At 49.1% G+C, this 19692-nt stretch carries 10 protein-coding genes and 3 pseudogenes; 5 read left to right on the top strand and 8 right to left on the bottom strand.

Features of this window, described 5'->3' with window-relative positions; genetic code table 11:
* The first annotated feature begins 35 nt into the window (after nt 1-35).
* Entirely contained in the window at nt 36-2252 is a 2217-nt protein-coding gene (locus KCG55_RS07780; RefSeq protein ID WP_254322666.1) for a type I secretion system permease/ATPase, read from the top strand.
* An 88-nt stretch (nt 2253-2340) separates the two neighbouring features.
* Nucleotides 2341-3570 (top strand): HlyD family type I secretion periplasmic adaptor subunit, encoded by a 1230-nt coding sequence (locus tag KCG55_RS07775; RefSeq protein WP_254322665.1) that lies wholly within the window; start codon nt 2341-2343, stop codon nt 3568-3570.
* 84 nt (nt 3571-3654) lie between these two features.
* On the opposite strand, the gene prfH is transcribed toward KCG55_RS07775, so the two are convergent.
* The 3 genes and pseudogenes from prfH to pheA form a co-directional block, all read right to left on the bottom strand.
* Nucleotides 3655-4293: a peptide chain release factor H gene (gene prfH / locus KCG55_RS07770; protein ID WP_254322664.1), complete on the bottom strand. Its 639-nt coding sequence runs from the start codon at nt 4291-4293 to the stop codon at nt 3655-3657.
* Between the two features lie 2 nt (nt 4294-4295).
* On the bottom strand, nt 4296-5429 hold the full coding sequence (locus tag KCG55_RS07765) for an RNA ligase RtcB family protein (protein WP_254322663.1): 1134 nt from the start codon (nt 5427-5429) through the stop codon (nt 4296-4298).
* 397 nt (nt 5430-5826) lie between these two features.
* Nucleotides 5827-6914 (bottom strand): annotated as a pseudogene (gene pheA, locus KCG55_RS07760) (prephenate dehydratase).
* 171 nt (nt 6915-7085) lie between these two features.
* On the opposite strand from pheA, the gene tsaE reads away from it, so the two are divergent.
* Both tsaE and KCG55_RS07750 read left to right on the top strand, forming a co-directional pair.
* On the top strand, nt 7086-7556 hold the full coding sequence (gene tsaE, locus KCG55_RS07755) for a tRNA (adenosine(37)-N6)-threonylcarbamoyltransferase complex ATPase subunit type 1 TsaE (protein WP_070625833.1): 471 nt from the start codon (nt 7086-7088) through the stop codon (nt 7554-7556).
* Nucleotides 7544-8790 (top strand): annotated as a pseudogene (locus KCG55_RS07750) (N-acetylmuramoyl-L-alanine amidase). Before tsaE ends, KCG55_RS07750 begins: the two are co-directional and overlap by 13 nt.
* A gap of 65 nt (nt 8791-8855) precedes the next feature.
* Here the strand turns inward: KCG55_RS07750 and KCG55_RS07745 are convergent.
* Entirely contained in the window at nt 8856-9467 is a 612-nt protein-coding gene (locus KCG55_RS07745) for a DUF4230 domain-containing protein (RefSeq protein WP_083290066.1), read from the bottom strand.
* Nucleotides 9468-9655: 188 nt separating this feature from the next.
* Here KCG55_RS07745 and ribBA point away from each other — a divergent pair.
* A pseudogene (ribBA, locus tag KCG55_RS07740) lies at nt 9656-10995 on the top strand (bifunctional 3,4-dihydroxy-2-butanone-4-phosphate synthase/GTP cyclohydrolase II).
* A gap of 94 nt (nt 10996-11089) precedes the next feature.
* Here the strand turns inward: ribBA and KCG55_RS07735 are convergent.
* From KCG55_RS07735 to KCG55_RS07720, 4 genes are all read right to left on the bottom strand, one after another.
* Nucleotides 11090-12691, bottom strand: a complete 1602-nt coding sequence (locus KCG55_RS07735; RefSeq protein WP_254322662.1) for an HsdM family class I SAM-dependent methyltransferase — start codon at nt 12689-12691, stop codon at nt 11090-11092.
* A gap of 48 nt (nt 12692-12739) precedes the next feature.
* Nucleotides 12740-13921 carry a restriction endonuclease subunit S gene (locus KCG55_RS07730; protein WP_254322661.1) on the bottom strand — a complete coding sequence of 394 codons (1182 nt, stop codon included), beginning with the start codon at nt 13919-13921 and terminating at the stop codon, nt 12740-12742.
* 125 nt (nt 13922-14046) lie between these two features.
* On the bottom strand, nt 14047-17052 hold the full coding sequence (locus KCG55_RS07725) for a type I restriction endonuclease subunit R (RefSeq protein ID WP_254322660.1): 3006 nt from the start codon (nt 17050-17052) through the stop codon (nt 14047-14049).
* A 102-nt stretch (nt 17053-17154) separates the two neighbouring features.
* Nucleotides 17155-19635, bottom strand: a complete 2481-nt coding sequence (locus tag KCG55_RS07720; RefSeq protein WP_254322659.1) for a glycogen/starch/alpha-glucan phosphorylase — start codon at nt 19633-19635, stop codon at nt 17155-17157.
* Between the last annotated feature and the right edge of the window lie 57 nt (nt 19636-19692).

Below are 19692 nucleotides of genomic sequence, written 5' to 3'. Positions count from 1 at the left end.
CCGCCGGTTAAATCAAAAACATTACGCGAAAAAATATGAAAGCCATCATTGAACATATCGTTTTAGTGACCCGCCTTTTGGGTGCGCCCGTATCCGAAGCCGCTTTGTCCGCCGAGGTCGTGCGCGATAAAAAGCTCAAGGTCAACTATCACTCACTGGTCGAAGTCCTGCGCAGCCACGGCTTTGAAAACACCTTATCCAAACGCAATCTGGAAGACATCCCCTCGCTCGCCGTGCCGGTCATGATTATCCTGCACAACGAAGAAGCAGCGGTCATCACCCAAATCGAAGGCTCCGGCCAAGAGCGCAAATACCATATCCGCCAGGTGGACGGCTTGGAACAAGAACTCAGCCACGAACAGCTCTCCGGCCTGTATTTGGGCTATTGCTGGTTTATCAAACCCAAAATGGCGACCGATATGCGCTCGGAGCTGCCTGAATACCATTTGCCCAAAGCATGGTTTTGGAAAGTCATTTGGCGTTTCCGCAGCTACTACTACCAAGTCATCTTGGCCACCATCATCATTAACTTTCTTGCGCTCGTCAGCTCTTTATATGTGATGAACGTGTACGACCGCGTGATTCCCAACCAAGCCTATGAAACCTTGTGGGTATTGAGCATCGGCGTGGTCTTGGCGATTTTGTTTGAATTTGCCGCCAAGATGATTCGCGGCCACTTGACCGATATTGCCGGCAAAAAAGCCGACCTGATCATCAGCTCCGCCCTGTTCCGTCGCGTGATGGCATTGCGTTTGGCAGACCGTCCAGCTTCTTCCGGCTCATACGCCAGCAATTTGCGTGAATTTGAAGCCGTGCGTGAGTTTATGACCAGTGCCAGCTTGTTGACTATTGTCGACTTGCCTTTCCTGTTGCTGTTTATCTTCGTAATTTCCATGGTCGGCGGCAAACTGGCACTCGTTCCCCTGACCATCATTCCGATTGTCGTGATTGTCGGTTTTGTCGTACAACGCCCGCTCTCTCGCCACATCAACGAATCGATGAAAGAAGGTTCGCAACGCTCCGGCCTTGCCGTTGAAGCCATCGAAGGCATCGAAACCCTGAAAACCAACAACGCCACATCTTGGGCACAACAGCGCTGGGACGAATACACTGCCAAAACTTCCGCCTCTTCCATCAAAGTCAAAGACACCAGCAACTTCATGGTCAACTTCGCCGTTGCTATGCAGCAGCTCAATACCGTCTTTTTGGTCGTCGTCGGTACCTATCTGATTCATGCCGACAACCATGCGGAACGCATCACCATGGGTGCATTGATTGCCTCCGTGATTCTGTCCGGCCGCGCCTTGGCACCGTTGGCACAAATTGCCGGTTTGGCTACCCGCTTCCAACAGGCCAAACTTGCCCTCAAAGGCGTCAACGACATCGTTACCCGCCCTATCGAGCGTAATCCGGAACGCAAATACATTACTTTGGACAACGTTCAAGGCAGTATTACCTTTGAAAACGTATCGTTCAAATATCAAGCCGACAACAACAGCGCTGTCGAAGATTTGCGCCTGACCATCAAACCGGGCGAAAAAGTCGGTATTTTGGGCCGTATCGGCAGCGGTAAAAGCACCATGCTCAAACTGGCCAGCGGTCTGTACGACACTGAAAAAGGCAACGTTACCCTTGACGGCGTCGATATGCGCCAGCTTGACCCCAATTTCCTGCGCGATCAAGTCCTGCTGTTAAGCCAATCGCCACGCCTGTTCCTCGGCACATTGCGTGAAAACATGGACTTGGCGCGCACCGGCAGCTACTCTACCGACCAAGACTTACTGACTGCACTCAACCGCTTCGGCCTCGACAAAATCATCCGCAACCATCCGCGCGGTTTGGATATGCCTCTGGGTGAAGACGGCTTGGGCTTGTCCGGCGGTCAAAAACAAATCATCGCCCTGGCACGCATGACCTTGCGCAACCCGAAAGTCGTCTTGCTGGACGAGCCGACCACCAGTCTGGACCAAGCCACTGAGCGTATGGCGCTCAATGCTATTGCCCAATGGGGCCGCAACCGCACCATGCTTTTAGTGACGCATCGTCCGCAAGTTCTGCAAATCGTCAACCGCATCATTGTGATGGACAATGGTAAAGTCGTGATGGACGGCCCGCGTGACCTGGTATTGCAAAAACTCATGCAAAACGAACAGGCCAAAGCAGCCAACGTCAAACAACAACAGCAACAAGCTGCTGCAATCAAACAGCAGCAACAACAAGCTGCCGCCGCCCCTCAATCGGCAGCACAATAAAGCAAAAGGCCGTCTGAAACCAACTTACTCTTTCAGACGGCCTGCCCTAATGGTTAAAATCCACCAAACACAATAAAGATACACGATTATGAGCCGCGAAAACAACGTCAAATCCAAAGACCTACACCTCATCAACGACCTCAATGCCGCCCTTCAAAAAGAAAAACACAGCGGCCAATTTTGGGTCATCATCCTATTCTTCCTTTTCCTGGTTGTCTTCGTCGTCTGGGCATACAACAGCCCTGTCGAAGAAGTGACCCGCGGCAACGGCAATATCATTCCCAGCAGCCGTGAGCAAGTCATCCAAAGCCTCGACCCCGGCATCGTAACCGAAATCATGGTTAAAGAAGGCGATATGGTCGAGAAAGATCAGATTCTGATGAAACTCGACGACACGCGCAGCTCCGCCGTTTTGCGTGAAAGCGAAGCCAAAGTCCAAAACCTCGAAGCCACCGTCGCCCGACTTAAAGCCGAGGCCTACGGCACCAAGCTCTCCTTCCCTGACAGCGTGAGCCCTGAGCTTCGCCGTCGCGAAATCGCCGCCTACAAAGCACGCCGTCAAGCCATGACCGACGCCGTCAGCGGCCTTTCCCAAAGCAAGGCCGCACTTGACCGCGAAATCGCCATTACTGCGCCTATGGTTGCCGAAGGCGTGGTTTCCGAAGTCGAACTTTTAAGAATGCGCCGTGATTCTGCAGATTTGACCACCCAAATCTCCGAACGCCGCAACCGCTACAAAGCCGATGCCAACAACGAACTCTTGCAAGCCGAATCCGAGCTGGCACAATCCAAAGAAAACGTTGCCATGCGTGCCGACCCAGTTGAACGCTCGCAAATCCGCGCACCTATGCGCGGCATCGTCAAAGGCATAAAAGTTACCACCATCGGCGGCGTTGTGAACGCAGGCGAAGACATTATGCAAATCGTCCCGGTTGACGACAAACTGCTGGTCGAAGCCTATATCCGTCCGCAAGATATCGCCTTTATCCGCGCAGGCCAACCTGCATTGGTTAAAGTCAGTGCATACGACTACTCCATCTACGGCGGTTTGGAAGGCAAAGTTACCCTCGTTGGTGCCGATACCGTCAGCAACTCCATGCAAAACCGTGCCAATGACTTGAAACTCGACCCGAACCAAGTCTATTACCGCGTTCTCGTCCAAACCGAAAACAACTCCCTGAAAGACAAAAACGGCAAACCTATGCCGATTATTCCGGGTATGGTTGCAACTGTGGACATCAAAACCGGCGAAAAAACCATCTTCCAATACCTGATCAAACCGATTACGCGTATGAAACAAGCATTGAGCGAACGCTAATCGATAAACCGATAAAAGGCCGTCTGAACGTTTTCAGACGGCCTTTAGTTTATGTTTTAAATGCCTACTTATCCGGCAGGCAAATTATTTCTCCTTAAACGTCGCTCCGACAAACGTCCTTTTCGGATTGCCGCGCTCAACTTGATAGAGTTGCGCGTGCTGCTCCTGCGCAAAACTTCCAGCTTGTCCGGCATGATGCTCCGCCAGCTTTTGCGCCAATAACATTACCGCCAATTTTTTATTGGCGTGCTGGCTGCGTTCGCTCTCGACCCGCACGGAAATGCCGCTTTCTTTATGGGTAGCACGGACGGCGCTTTCAGTTTTATTGACGTGTTGCCCACCCTTACCGCCCGAACGGCAGGTTTGAAACTCGATTCCGTTTTCAGAAGGCATTTCATACATCTGCGGCATATCGGGCAAGCGGAAAACACCTATATACCAATTTTTGCGCGGATGTTTCGGGCGGATAGGGCTGGGGCATATCCATTGGAGCGTCCCCTGCCAAGATTGTGCCAAACTTTCGGCTTTCTGCCCTTCCAATTTGAGCGTTGCCGACAAAATGCCGTACTTATCGGCGGTTTCAGTAACAAGTTCGGCATCAATGCCTTTTACTTGAGCTTCGGCAAGCAGCTTGCCCAAAACGAAACGGGCAAATATACGGCACTCTGCCGGCCCTTGCGCGGTGGAAATTTGCAGATAAATCAATGGTGTATTCTGTTTCATCTTTACACTCCACACTCGCCACCGGTTTTATAAGTCAAAACAGGCTTGAACCGCGCGACCAATTCAATCAAACCTGCGTTTTTCATGGCGGCAATAACGCTGTCGATGCTTTTATAAGCCTGTGGCGCTTCTTCAAAAATCAAGGCCTTATCCTGACAAACGACTACGCTGCCAAATTCGGTCTGGCGCAGGCTGTCGGCAGTGTATTTGTGCGACAGCCTGCCTTTGCATTCGCCGCGCTGCCATTTCCGGCCTGCGCCGTGAGCCAAGGTATTCAACGAAATTTGGCAGTCTTCGGCAGGTCGGACCAGATAGCTGTAATCGCCGCGCGAGCCGGGTATCATGACCAAGCCTTTATCGGTGGGCGTTGCACCTTTTCGGTGCAGCCAACCGGTTGTGCCGTCAATCTCGGTTTGTTCCAAAAAATTATGATGGACATCGAGCAGGCATGTTCCTTCTGCGCGCCAACGATCGAGCATTCTGGCCGCAATCAAACGGCGGTTAAGTCCGGCAAATTCCAGGGCTGCTTGGTGTTCGGCAAGATAGGCTGCCGCCGCTTCGCCCTCTTCCGCCAAACCTTGATGCCCGAAGGCGGCAATCTGGCGTTGCAAAATCTGCTGGCCCAATCCGCGCGAACCGCTATGCACCAATAGTTGCAGATGGTTTTCATCAAAATCTGTAGGAAGCAGATCGGCGCGATAAACAGTATCAACGGTTTGCAACTCGGCAAAATGGTTGCCGCCGCCAATCGTACCTACGGCAAGGCCATCTGAAAATGGGAACATATCGACAGCGTAGCCTAACAAATCAACCTGTTCGTCTTTATCTAGCGGAGTATCGATGTTGCCGAGCTGTTTGGCGAGTTTGGCCGGTTTGAGTTTGGCTGCACGTAAATCGGTCTGCCAAAACGCCATGCCGCAACCGATGTCGTTCCCAATCAGGGCAGGATAAAAATGACGGTCGCTGAAAAATGCCGCGCCAACCGGATAACCGCGCCCTGCGTGTAAATCCGGCATTCCGGCAACGCGCAGCATATGCGGTAATCGGGCGGTGGTTTCGAGCTGTGCGACAGCGTTGCCTTCAATCCATGTATTTGAATCGGCAATAATTTGAATATGATGGGGATAATTGCCCATGTGTTTATGCTTTCTTTAAAACGGATAGAAACCGACAACAGATGACAATAAATATCCACCGTCTGTGAAATGTTCAGACGACCTGGTTTCTAGCCGATAATCGTAGGGAAAGCAGCCCGAAGCGGGCGACATGGAATGCGAAAAGCGTTATCCGAAAATCAGACCGACGCTTGGGCTGCAAAGAATGTGATTGAGCGGATTGAAGTATTACGTGTCATGGCTTGCTCCTTTCTTTGCATGAAAATATTAAAAACGTTCGGATTATAGAGTGTTCATTTCCAATCATGCAAACTTACTGACATTAATCTGCCAATAATGTTGCATAAATGGCAACTATTGAAAACATAATTTAGGCCGTCTGAAAACTTTTCAGACGGCCTTTGATACCCAATAATCCTTACAAAACAACGATCGGATAAGAGCCGACAACTTTCACGAAGGAAGCGCGTTCGCCCAAAAGCTGCAAGGCTTTTTGGACATTTTCATCGCTTTGATGGCCTTCGATATCGATGAAGAACAGGTATTCCCACAAAACCGATTTGCTTGGGCGGCTTTCAAATTTGGTCATGGAAATGCCCAACTCGGTGAAAGGTTGCAACAAGGAAGTAACGGCACCGGCACGGTTGGGTGCGGATACGACCAAAGAAGTTTTGTCGTTGCCGCTGCGGCCGGTTTCTTGATGACCCATCACCAAGAAGCGCGTGGTGTTGTTCGGTTCGTCTTCGATACACTCGGCGGCAAAGCTCAATTGATAAATTTCCGCGGCGATACGTCCGGCAATGGCGGCCACATTCGGGCTGTCAGATTCGGCAACCAAACGCGCTGCTTCGGCATTGCTGGCCACGGCGATACGCTCGGCATTGGGCAGGTTGCGGCCGAGCCAGTCGTTGCATTGCGCCAAGGCTTGGGCATGGGCGAAAACTTTGGTAATGCCGCCGATTTCGTGGCTGTCTTTACGCAACAGGTTGTGATGAATGCGGACAACCACTTCGCCGCAGGCTTTTAAAGCAGTTACAGCCAGCAAGTCCAAAGTACGACCCACCGAACCTTCTGTCGAGTTTTCCACAGGCGCCACCAAATAATCGGCTTGGCGCGTTTCAACTTGTTTGAAGCAGTTGTCGATGGTGGTACACGCCATAGTGTGTGCGGCGTGGCCGAAATGTTTGATGGCGGCTTGCTGGGTAAATGTTCCCTTCGGGCCCAAATAGGCAATCGTCAGCGGACGCTCCACCGCCAAACATTCGCTCATAATCTCGCGAAACAGCCGAGTAACTGATTCATCAGGCAAGGGGCCGCGGTTCAAATCCTGAATCCGGCGTAAAACGGCCACTTCCCGTTCAGGACGGTAAACTGCCCCGTCCCTTTCAATTCGCCGATAGCATGCGCATGACCGGCGCGCTCGTTGAGCAAACGGAGGATTTCCGCATCGATGCTGTCGATGGCATTGCGGTGCGGCAACAATTGTTCATCTATGGATAAAGGCATAAGCTGTCTCGCAATTTTGTGGGGGATATTTTGATTTTAACATTAAAGGCCGTCTGAATTCCGTTTTCAGACGGCCTCAATACTATCTTTATCTAACTTTATCGTCTATCAGGTTTGCAAACGCCGCCAATTCCATCATAATTAAGCCTTTTGAACGACAAGGCCTATTCCATGCACTCAAACGGACTGTACACCCGTTTTCTGCCCGATGAAGAAGCAACCCTGAAACTGGGTGAAGAATGGAGCAAGCAGCTTTCCGCTCCGCTGACCATCTATCTTGAAGGCGGGCTGGGTGCAGGCAAAACCACGCTGACACGCGGGATTTTGCGCGGACTGGGACATACGGGCGCAGTCAAAAGCCCGACTTACACCATTGTCGAATCTTATCCGCTGGATGCATTCACCCTCCACCATTTCGACCTCTACCGCTTTACCATGCCTGAGGAATGGGAAGATGCCGGTTTGGACGAATTGTTTGCGCCCGACAGCATCTGCCTCATCGAATGGCCGCAGCAAGGTGGGGAATTCACGCCTCCGGCAGACATTACCATTACATTGACGTACACCGATAAGGGCAGAACCTGCACCTTTTCCGCCCACACAAACCAAGGCCGAAAAAGTTTAGAATCATGGTCAAATTAACTAGAAGACACATTCTCCGTCAAGGCACAGGACTATTTCTCACCCTCACGCCCGTTGGTGCCGCATTGGCCAAACCGGCCTCTCCTGCGCAATTCCTTGCCGTCCGCATTTGGCCGGCGAACGCCTACACACGCGTTACCCTTGAGAGCAACCACTCGATGAAATACCAACATTTTATGTTGGACAACCCCAGCCGGTTGGTTGTAGATATTCAAGGAGCGGAAATCAACAGCGTCCTGCAAGGCATTTCCAGCAAAGTGCTGTCTAACGACCCTTTTATCCGCAGCATTCGCGCCGGTCAAAATACGCCCAATACCGTGCGTATCGTCATCGACCTCAAACAAAGCACCCATCCGCAAGTCTTTGCGCTCGCACCCGTCGGTAACTTCAGAAACCGCCTGGTTATCGACCTCTATCCGCACGGCGCAGATGCCAACGACCCGATGATGGCCTTACTCAACGGCAATGTCCCCAAACAACGTCCGAATACCAATATCGCATACGACACCCCTGCCCTAAAAGCAATCGCGGCAGCGGCGGCAACCGCCGTCCCGTGATTATGATCGACCCCGGTCATGGCGGCGAAGACCCCGGCGCAATCGGCCCGAGCGGCCTCAAAGAAAAAAACGTCGTACTCTCCATCGCACGCGAAACCAAAAAACGCCTCGAAGCCTTGGGTTACAACGTATTCATGACGCGCAACGAAGACATCTTTATCCCATTGGGCGTACGCGTTGCCAAAGGCCGTGCACGCAATGCCGACGTATTCGTGTCCATCCACGCCGATGCCTTTACCAGCCCGTCCGCTCGCGGTACCGGCGTATATATGCTCAATACCAAAGGAGCGACCAGCTCGGCGGCAAAATTCCTTGCCCAAACCCAAAACAACGCCGACGCCATCGGCGGCGTACAAACCAGCGGCAACCCCAATGTCGACAACACGATTTTGGACATGACCCAAACCGCGACCCTGCGTGACAGCCGCAAACTCGGCCATTCCGTCTTGACCGAATTGGGCAAACTCAACCAATTACACAAAGGCCGCGTTGACGAAGCCAACTTCGCTGTCCTCCGCGCGCCGGATGTTCCGTCCATTTTGGTGGAAACCGCCTTCCTCTCCAACCCTACCGAAGAGCGGCTACTCGGCAGCGAATCCTTCCGCCAACAATGCGCCCAAGCCATTGCCACCGGTATTCAAAAATACATCAATACCGCCGTTTTACGACGCGGATAATGGCTTGATGAAACAAAGGCCGTCTGAAAATTTTTCAGACGGCCTTATCTTTTCAAGCAATCTATTTAACCGCACTTCCCTACCGCAGCCGGATAGACGGACACCTTCGTCTGCGTCAATGCAAATAAGTTTTCCAACTGGATTTGCGCCTGACGGTTGGCATGCTCCAAAATCTCAGCCTTACACGCGCTTTGCAATACCTGCCTTTTCGCTTCTTCCTGCACCGTCTTAAATACCGACTTATCCATAGGCAGCAAATTAAACGAGCCGGTCTGAATATCGTACACTTCGATATTTTCCAAATCCACGCTCAAAATTTCCACCGCCGGCAGGCTGATTAAGACCTTGTCGTCCACAATATTGACATTGTCCGCGCCTAACTTGTCCAAATCCAAACCGGCCAACACCTTACCGCGCACAATAAAAATACCGCTTTGAGAATCCTGCCAAAGCCTGCGCCAATCCCCTTTTTTCTCCGTACGGATAATCGTATCGATATAAAATGCCGTACTTTCCAAGCGGTTCATCTGCTTAATCTGCATCAAAACCCCCTCACGGGACAAAACCTGATGTTCTTCGTTCTGACCATGCAGGGCATAAAACCAGCCGCCTGCAGCCGTCAGCGCACACAACACCAGCACGACCAATCCGCGCCCAAGCATTTTCATTTCAAACATCCCCCGTTAAAATAATCATCAAAACATTCCCCATATTCTCCCAAAACCGTCAATTTCAAGCCATACCCAGGCCGTCTGAAATATTAAAACTTATTACTAAAAAGTAATAAAAAACTCAATAAACAAAGTTTGCCTTTTGGTAAAGACAAGACTACAATCCATTACACACAATTCAATTCCATCTCATCATGAACACCACCGACCTGCGCCGCCACAACCTGCGGCAATGGATAACACAACACCACAACGGCCAGCAGACCAAGTTTGCACAAGCCATCGCCATCAACCAAGGCGAGCTGTCCGCCCTGTTGAAAAACAAATCTTTCGGCGAGAAAAAAGCCCGAAAAATCGAGCAGGCAGCCAATATGCCTGACATGTGGCTGGATCAAGACCACCAAGACCGCCACGCCCCACCATCAGCCAAGAAAGAAATACCATGTCCCACATCTCCACCATCCCAGAAATCCTAGCAGACATCAAAGCCGGCAAAATGGTCATCATCACCGATGCCGAAGACCGCGAAAACGAAGGCGACTTGCTGATGGCCGCCCAATTCGTTACCCCCGAAGCCATCAACTTCATGATTAAACACGCACGCGGCCTGGTCTGCCTGCCGATGGACGGCGAAATGGTCGAAAAACTCGGCCTGCCCATGATGACCCAGAAAAACGGCGCGCAATACGGTACCAACTTTACCGTCTCCATCGAAGCCGCCCACGGCATTACCACCGGCATCTCCGCCGCCGACCGCGCCCTGACCATTCAAACCGCCGTTTCCCCATCCGCCAAACCAGAAGACATCGTCCAACCCGGCCACATCTTCCCACTGCGCGCCCAAAAAGGCGGCGTACTCGTCCGCGCCGGACATACCGAAGCCGGCGTTGACCTGGCACAAATGAACGGCCTGATTCCTGCCGCAGTCATCTGCGAAATCATCAACGACGACGGCACCATGGCGCGTATGCCCGAACTGATGAAGTTCGCCGAGGAACACAATCTCAAAATCGGTACCATTACCGACCTCATCGAATACCGCAGCCGTACCGAAAGCCTGCTCGAAGACATGGGCAACGCACCCGTACAAACCCCGTGGGGCGAGTTCCAACAACACGTTTACGTCGACAAACTCTCCGGCGAAACCCACCTTGCCCTCGTCAAAGGCACACCAACCGCCGACGAAGAAACCCTCGTCCGCGTCCACGAACCCTTCAGCGTCATGGACTTCATCCAAGCCAACCCGCGCCATTCATGGTCTCTGCCCAAAGCCCTTGAGCGCATCCAACAAGCCGAAAGCGGCGTAGTCATCCTCCTACACCGTACCGAAGATGGCGCCACCCTGCTCGACCGCACCCTACCCAAAGGCGCCAACCAAGCCTACAAATGGGACAGCAAAAGCTACGGCATAGGCGCACAAATCCTCGCCGGCCTCAACGTCAAAAAACTGCGCGTCCTCGGCCAACCTTCATCCTTTACCGGCCTTACCGGCTTCGGCCTCGAAGTCGTCGGCTTTGAAGAAGCTGAAAAATAATCTTGCTTGATTGATTCTCAAAGCAAATGAAATAAAAGGCCGTCTGAAAATTTTCAGACGGCCTTTAAGTTTGGCCAGTTTAATTTGTCAGTATTTATGAATTGAATTTCAACATTGCCAATCTATCTTTAATCTCTTTTTCCAATTCGGCAGATTCCGCAAAGAGCTTGTCCAAATCTGCCGAAAATCCTGCCATTTTCTGCTCGAATTCCTCGGCGGAAATATCCACATAATCAATTTTTACTTCAAAATATTGACCTGCCGACAGGCTGTAGTTTTTGGCTTTAATTTCATCGTAGCTGACCATCACGCTGAAATCTTCCACTGCCTGTTTGTGCGTGAAGGTATTGCAGATTTTTTGTTCTTCTTCGCAGGAAAGTACGGTTTTTTGGTTTTTGCCGTCTTTGATTTTTTCGCCCAAGCCCGATGCGTCGATTAATACTACGTTGTCTTTATTGGCTTTATCGATAAACAGGATGGAAACGTTGGTTCCCGTCGTAGCGAAAATATTGGAAGGCATGGACACCACGCCGGCGAGCATTTTGTTTTCCACCAAATATTCGCGGATTTTTTTGTCGATGCCCGATTGGGCAGTGATAAAGCCGGTCGGCAATACAATCGCCGCTTTGCCGTTTTCTTTCAGGCTAAACAAGATATGCTGGATAAAAAGCTGGTAAATTTCCATTTTATTCTTATCCTTCGCCTTAATTTTCGGGATACCGGCAAAAAAGCGTTCGCGGTTTTCATCGCTTTCCAGCTGATCGCGGAAATCGCTGAAATCCAATTTAAACGGCGGATTGGAAACAATGAAATCAAATTTTTTCAGACGGCCTGAAGCGTCTTTGTGATACGGCGACAAAATCGTATTGCCCTGAACCACATTATTCAGCGAATGCACCAAATTATTCAAAATCAGATTCAGCCGTAAAAGATTGGACGATTTTTGCGAAATATCCTGAGTATAAATCATGCATTTATCTTCACCGATGGCATGGGCGACATTCATCAGCAGCGTTCCCGAACCGGCCGACGGGTCGTAAACGTCCACGCTGCGGATTTGCCCGCGCACATCTTCCGGCACCAAAATATCCGCCATAATCCGCGCCACCGCATGCGGCGTGTAGTATTCGGCGTATTTGCCGCCCGAATTGCTGTTGTAGTCTTTAATCAGGTATTCAAAAATCGTGGCGAAAAAATCAAATTTTTGCGCAAAAATCGCCTCAAAGCTAAAACCCGCCAACTTGGAAATCAGCGCACGGCAAAAATCGTCGCGGCGGCCTTCATCCGTAATATATTGACTGATACGCTCGAACAACACGATTTTTGCCCCGCCTTCGGTTTTCACCGAAAACAACTCCGCATTACAAGCGGCAATATCGGTGAGCGTATCGTCAAACAATTTGGCAAAGTCCGCGCCGTTTTGTCGCTCGGACAAATACTTGATGGAATGTTCAGGCTTTAAAACGGCTGTTTTTCCCTCAATGTCCATATTGACAAAATCGATTGGCTCGTCAGGGTTTTCTTTGCGAATTTGTTTCACTTCAAAATCGTATTTGTCATTTAAGAATTTATACAAAAACGCCTGACTGATGATTTTGAACTCGTTGCCATCGTTACCTAAGCCATAGTTGGCGCAAATGGTTTTTAAGCTGTCAATCAGCGCTTTGGTTTGTCCGGTAAAGTGTTGTTCGGTCATTTTTTATCTCGTTTGTTTCATCTTGTAGGTCGGATTCTTGAATCCAGATTATTCCGTCACAGATACCTGCCCGTTCATCAACATAGGCAGTAGGAAATCGCGTAGTTGGGTTAGTTGGTGGTTTTGTTTTTGTGTATTTTTAATTTTTTTAAATACATCTGAAAAAATTGTTTTTGCGTTTTCCAATGTTTCCTTATTAGGAATAATTAAATCCAACTCTTTAATATATTCTGTTTTTAGATTCTTAAAGATACTACCAGACCCTAAATTTATAATTTTTTCTTTAAAATTTAAAAAGTAAAAATACATGAATTCATTGAATAAACCATTTTTTAAATTTTCTATAATTAACCAACCATCATGAACACAACATTCCAATTCAACAATTCTAGGAATTCCAGGTGTCGCACTATTTGATAAAATCAACGTATTAGGATACAAGTATCGGCTATATTGTTTTCCGTTAGATTTAATGAATTCTTTTGTCTTAAATATGAACGGCGTACTTGTAGCCGTTGCATCTGAAATTTTTATCCAGGGAATTCCGTTATCACTGAGAAAATCATCTATTGGTCTTGGTGAAGCTCCTCTAACGATCTGCATCGCATCCTTTAGCTTCTTCACCTCCCACCCCTTCGGAATTTCCCGTTTCAAGGTTTCGTCAAATACCATTTCGCCGCCTGAGGATTTGTAGGGCTTGCCGTTGGTATCGGGGAAGTCGAACTGCACGAACCAGTAGTCGTACAGGGTTTTCGCCATCTCTTCCAAGCGCGCGTTGATTTGTTTGTTCAGGGCGATTTTTTTGTCCAAAGCGGATAGGACGGCAGCGATGGATTTCTGTTCATTTATTAAAATACTAGAAAAATGTATATTTTGTAGTATTGGTAAAGTAAGAAATTTTGTTTGTGATCCTTGTGATTTCTCTTTTAGCCTTTTAAGTTCTAGTTTTAAACTATAAAAAATGAAATCAATATCAAAGTTTTCCTTTGATGTTAATACGTAAGTCCTTTGGTAAGCATTAAATTTTCCTTTATAGCGATTAACATGAAAATTTCCTCTAGCATTATTCCCTGCAACTAAAACAGCATCACAATCAAAAGCATAAGTATTAATCGCATCCGGAAATTCTGCACAAGTAAAAAATGGGTAAATACCATTTTTTATAGATTGATTAGCATCTAATTTTCCTGTTGTAATATAACAGGCATCTTTGAGAGTATAACTTTTCATATCAACTTCATCTCTAAACATTATTTAAAGGCCGTCTGAAAAACATTTCAAAATCCGACCGCACTTTTATTGTCCACTTCGAAAGTATGCAATACGCCCATAAAGGCTCCCTGAAAATCTACTTCTCAAACCCGCCCGCTTTCTTTTAAATATTCCCGCACCAACAGGCGGTTGATGGCTTGGATGTCGGCGGGTTGAACGGGGAATTTTTGCTCCGTTCTAAAGCGTTTTAATACGATGCCCTGCATTTGTTTTTCAAAGTAATTCTGGTTGTCCAAAATCTGCTCCATATCCAGCACTTTTTGGTCAGCATCGGTTTTTACACCCGTCAGCGCGTTAAAGACTTTGAGTTTATCGCCGTAGAGGGCGGGGTTTTCCATCAGCCGCTTATGAAGTCGGGCGTATTTGGTGTCGCCGTGGTATTTGTGCCGTAAGAGGTCGTTTTGACGGTTCAGCTCTTTGATTTTGGCATAAACAACATCGAGCGTAGCGATGTTTGCCTGCATTTCTTCTTGTCCGACTTCGGCGAGGTTCTTTTTCTTGAAGATACGTTCCAGCTCTTCGCGCAGGCTGATGTATTCGGGGTCCTGTTGGTCGAAGTTGCTTGCCAGCCCTTCACGCACTTTGCGCATGATGTCTTTCAAATCGTCGGCAAGCTTGAGCTCGGCTTCGCTGATTTTGACGAACTGGAAGTAAACGTCTTCCAATGCTTCATTGAGCAAATGGGCGATATTGCCTTGTTGCTGTTTTTCAATAATGTTTAAGGTATCTAAGCGTGAAACAGCTTCGCGATATAAAAGATTGAGTTTGTCAAAATCCAGACGCTCGAGAAACTCATGATTGCCTTGCAGGCGCAGGACGTTGTACAACTCTCTTGCGGTTTGCAAGGCTTTTTTCAGGGCAAGAAGTTGTTTTTTATCTGCTATTTGTTCGATTTGATGACGAAATACTTCGGCGTTTTCTCTATCGAATTCAAACAGGGCGTCATTAATTCCTGCAATTTCCTGTTCGATTTCTTCGGCGGTTTTGAAAAGCTGGCTGTAGCTGCCGATTTCGTCGCCCAATTCGTTAGAAAGTTCGTCCCAATAGGCGCGGTTGGTTTTATCAAATTCGCTTTGGATGTCGGCAAAATCGACAACATAACCGTAACGGTATGATTTGTAGGTGCGGTTGACGCGGGTCAGAGTTTGTAGAAGATTGTGGGCTTTGATGAGTCTGCCTAAGTAGAGCTTTTTCAGGCGCGGCGCGTCAAAGCCGGTCAAAAGCATGTTGTACACAAACAGGATGTCGATTTTGCCTGCTTTAAAGTCTTTAACCCATTGGTCGCGTTCGTCTTTGGTGCCGATATCGTGCAATATCAGCGCGGCGGTGAGATTGTGGTCTGAGGCTGTCTGAAAATGGTCAAAGAGTTGTCGTGCCTGTTCTGAGCTGTCGCAAACGACCATGGCGCCGAGGCTGTCGTCTTGGTTGGTTTTTCTGAATTTGGCAAAGTCGTCAAGGATATAGTCGAGCATCGGACGGACGAAATGCGGATGGGCATAGATTTCTTTGCGGTCAAAGCTGCCTTTTTCGACTTCAAGTTGCGCCAGTGCTTCTTGTAATTGGGCTTTGTATCGGCTGCCGATTTCTTCACGTATCAGGCGTAGGGTGTAGCCGTCGGCAATGGAGGCGTTGTAATAGTATTTGTGGATGTAGTCGCCGAAAAGCTCTCGGGTGTTGACGTTGCCTGCGGTTACGCCGATAAGCGGCGTGCCGGTCAGCCCGATTTTGACGGCGTTTATGTCCGACTGGTTGAGATTGGCAAGAAACGAGCCTTTGGGGTTGTAGCTGCGGTGTACTTCGTCAAGAAAATAAACGCGCTGGATGGCGAGGTCGTAGTCGTTACGGGCGACAACATCAGGGTCATCTTTGAATTTTTGGATGTTGACGACGGTAATTTCCGGTTTGCCTGAGTGGTTGTGCAGGGTTTGGGCGGATTTGATATCAGCAGCGAAAGCTTCGCGGCTGTCGATGGTATGGACGATTAAGTCGCGGGCGGTAAATTCGCGCTGCGCTTGTTTCAATAAATCGAGCCTGTCTACAATGAAATAGAATTTCGGTACGATGCCTTGTTTGGCGTAATAGTGCGTCAAATAGCGTGTGTTGTAATAGGCAAGCGCGGTTTTGCCCGAGCCTTGGGTATGCCAAATCACGCCTTTTTTGCCGCCATCCGTCAGATGTTTTTCAATGGCAAGAGTAGCAAATAGCTGCGGATAGCGCATGATGTGTTTTTGTATCATGCTTTGGTTGCTTCTGACGTAAGTCAGCCCATGCTGCAGGATAAAGGCAAGACGATTACGGCAAAGCAGCGATGTCAGGATGCGGTTGGTCGGTGTATCGGGCGATTTATTGCTGGCAAATTCGGGACTGTGTTTGATAACAGATAAATTATTATCCTGCAGTACGGTATTTTCAAGGCCGTCTGAAAACGTGTTCAATAATTCGGCAAGGTTTAATTTATGCTCTTCGCGGAAATAGTTAAACATGGGCTTGCCATAAGCAGACGAGGCATAAAACGCACCCTGCACCGGCTCGGTTGCGCCGTCGTCGTATTCCATGTTGTTGGAAAAAATCATGAATTGGGTGATGTTGATGAAACGGCGGAATTTGGGATTTTTCGCACGTTTGCCCATGCGCTCCCGCTCTTCACCGATGCCGCCTTTGTTATTGGGCTTTTTGACTTCGATAAAGACCAAAGGCATACCGTTTACCAGCAGGGTAATGTCAGGGCGGAATTCTTCATCGCCGTTGATGCAGGGCAATTCGGTTACAACGTGGAAGCTGTTGTTATCAAAATTTTGAAAGTCTATTAGTTTCTTGCCGCCGGATTGATTGGTGAGGCGTTCGTAAAATTTTTGCCCCAAGTCTTCGTTGTCTAACTCAATAGTAATGTCAGTCAGCAAACGGCGTGCATCGTCCGGCGATAAATCGGGATTAATGCGGCAGAGGCTTTCTATGAAGATTTCAGGAAAAATATTGGTTGATTTGTCCCAATTTGCATTTTTGAGCGAGAGGTAATCGTAGCCCAACCGCATTAGGTGCAAAATAGCAGGGATTTTGACGCGGGAATTTTCGTTGTGAGTTTGAGACATAGACGTAACCAACCATAAATATAATTATTGAAACAGATTATAACACCCGAAAAAAGCCGATACACCTTCCTGATGTATCGGCTTTCGCTATCTGCTCAACGCTTAATTTTTGCCGGGCAGTTCTTTTTCGCTCAATGGTTTGATGTACCAAATATCGCGGCAGTAGTCGGCGATGGAGCGGTCGGATGAGAAGAAGCCCATGTTGGCGATGTTGATCAAGGCTGATTTGCGCCATGCGGATACGTTGCGGTAGTGTTCGTCCGCTTTGTATTGCGTGTCGATGTAGCTGCGGAAATCCGCCATCAGTTGATAGAAATCGCCATATGGTTGCAACACGTCGTTGTAGCGATTTGGCTCTTCCGGAGAGAAAGTGCCTTGGCTGATTTGGTTGACGACGCGGCGCAGGTCGCTGTCTCGCTCGATATAGCTCAACGGGTCGTAACCGTTACGGCGGATTTCTTCGACTTGTTCTACGGTGTTACCGAAGATATAGCAGTTGTCCGCGCCGACTTTTTCCAAAATCTCAACGTTCGCGCCATCCAGTGTACCCATACAGATTGCGCCGTTGAGGGCAAATTTCATGTTGCTGGTACCGGATGCCTCTGTACCCGCCAGTGAGATTTGTTCGTGCAAATCGGCGGCAGGAATGATGATTTGGGCAAGACTGACGCTGTAGTTTGGGATGTAAACGACTTTAATCAGGTCGCGGATACGGGTGTCGTTGTTGATGACTTTGGCAACGTCGTTAATCAGTCGGATGATTTTCTTCGCCATGTAATAGGCGGAAGCGGCTTTACCGGCAAAGATGAACACGCGCGGCTGCCAATCGAAATCCGGGTTTTCCAAGATTTTGTTGTAGCGGTCGACGATGTGCATCACGTTCAATGCTTGACGTTTGTACTCGTGGATACGTTTGATTTGGATGTCGAAAAGTGCATCAGTGTTAACTTTGATGCCCAGCTCATTTTCGATGTATTTGGCAAGGCGCTCTTTGGCGGCTTTTTTCACTTCGCCGAATTCTGCCTGTACGGAGGCATCGTCCACTTTGTCGTTGAGCTTGGCCAGGTTGTCCAAATGCAAACGCCAGTCTTCATCGCCCAGATGTTTGTCCAAGAATTTGGTCAAGCCCGGGTTGGCGATGTTGATCCAGCGGCGTGGGGTTACGCCGTTGGTTACGTTGGTAAAGCGTTCCGGGAATATTTTGGCAAAGTCGGCAAAGATGGATGTGGTCATCAAATCAGAGTGGATTTTTGCCACACCGTTGACTTTGTGCGAACCGATTACGGCAAGCCATGCCATGCGGACGCGACGGCCGTGGGTTTCGTCGATGATGGATACGCGGCGGACAAAGTCGTCGTCGAAGTTGCCGATGGCGCGTAAGGCATTGAGGAAGTAAGCGTTGATTTCAAAGATGATGTCCAAGTGGCGCGGCAGCAGACGGCCCATCAGGTCAACCTGCCAGGTTTCCAAGGCTTCGCTCATCAATGTGTGGTTGGTGTAAGAGAAAATCTTACAGCACATATTCCATGCTTCAGTCCATGCAATGCCCTCTTCGTCAATCAGGATGCGCATCAATTCTGGAATGGCGAGCACCGGATGGGTATCGTTCAAGTGGATGGCGACTTCGTCTGCCAAAGTGCGGATACTTGGGAAACGACATTTATGGCGTGCAACGATGTCTTGAACGGAAGCGGAAACCAAGAAGTATTCTTGTTTCAGGCGCAATTCGCGGCCGGATTCTGTAGAGTCGTTCGGATACAGAACGCGTGAGATGTTTTCGTCGCTGTTTTGTGCGCGAACGGCAGAGGCATAGTCGCCTCGGTTGAAGTCGGCAAGGTCAAACAGGTTGCCTGCGTGTGCAGTCCACAAGCGCAATGGGTTGGCACATTCGCCGCCATAGCCAGGAATGATTTCATCGTATGCCCAGGCGGAAATTTCTTCGCTCGGCTGCCATTCTTTTTTGTCACCCAAGTTCAACACGTGACCGCCGAAACGGATGGAATATTGTTTGTTCGGACGGGCAAACTGCCATGCCAAATCTTGGTCGAGCCACAAATCGGGTTTTTCGACTTGTTGGCCATCCACGATTTCTTGTTTGAACATACCGTATTGGTAACGGATACCGTAGCCCATGGCCGGAATGCGCAGGGTTGCCAAAGAGTCGAGGAAGCAGGCGGCTAAACGGCCCAAACCGCCGTTACCCAAACCCGGATCTTCTTCTTGTTCGCAGACATCGGCAAATTCTTTGCCCAGTTGCTTGAAGGCCTCTTCAAATTCGGCGTAAACGCCTTCGTTAATCAGCGCGTTGACAAACGAACGGCCGAGCAGGAATTCCATAGACAGGTAATAAACCATGCGTTTGCTGTTGTCGATGTGGGCGCGGCGTGTTTTGAGGAAATCTTCCGCAATCAGGTCACGCGCGGCAAGCATGGCGGCGTTGAGCCATTGGTGTGAAGTTGCCTCCTTCGGATCTACGCCCAAGATGAAAATCAGCTTGTAAACGATGGATTTACGGATGGTTTCGGCGTCCGGTTTAGGCATTACGTAATCGTAACCGGAGATAGGGAGTTTTTTCTTAGCCATGGAAGCCTTTCTCTAGCGTGAGGCACTGGACAACGCGCCTGATGGTTTTATTAAAAA

The sequence above is a fragment of the Neisseria subflava genome (genome assembly GCF_024205745.1).
GTDB classification, from domain to species: Bacteria; Pseudomonadota; Gammaproteobacteria; order Burkholderiales; family Neisseriaceae; genus Neisseria; species Neisseria flavescens_B.
This window is presented reverse-complemented; position numbering and strand designations above follow the sequence as displayed.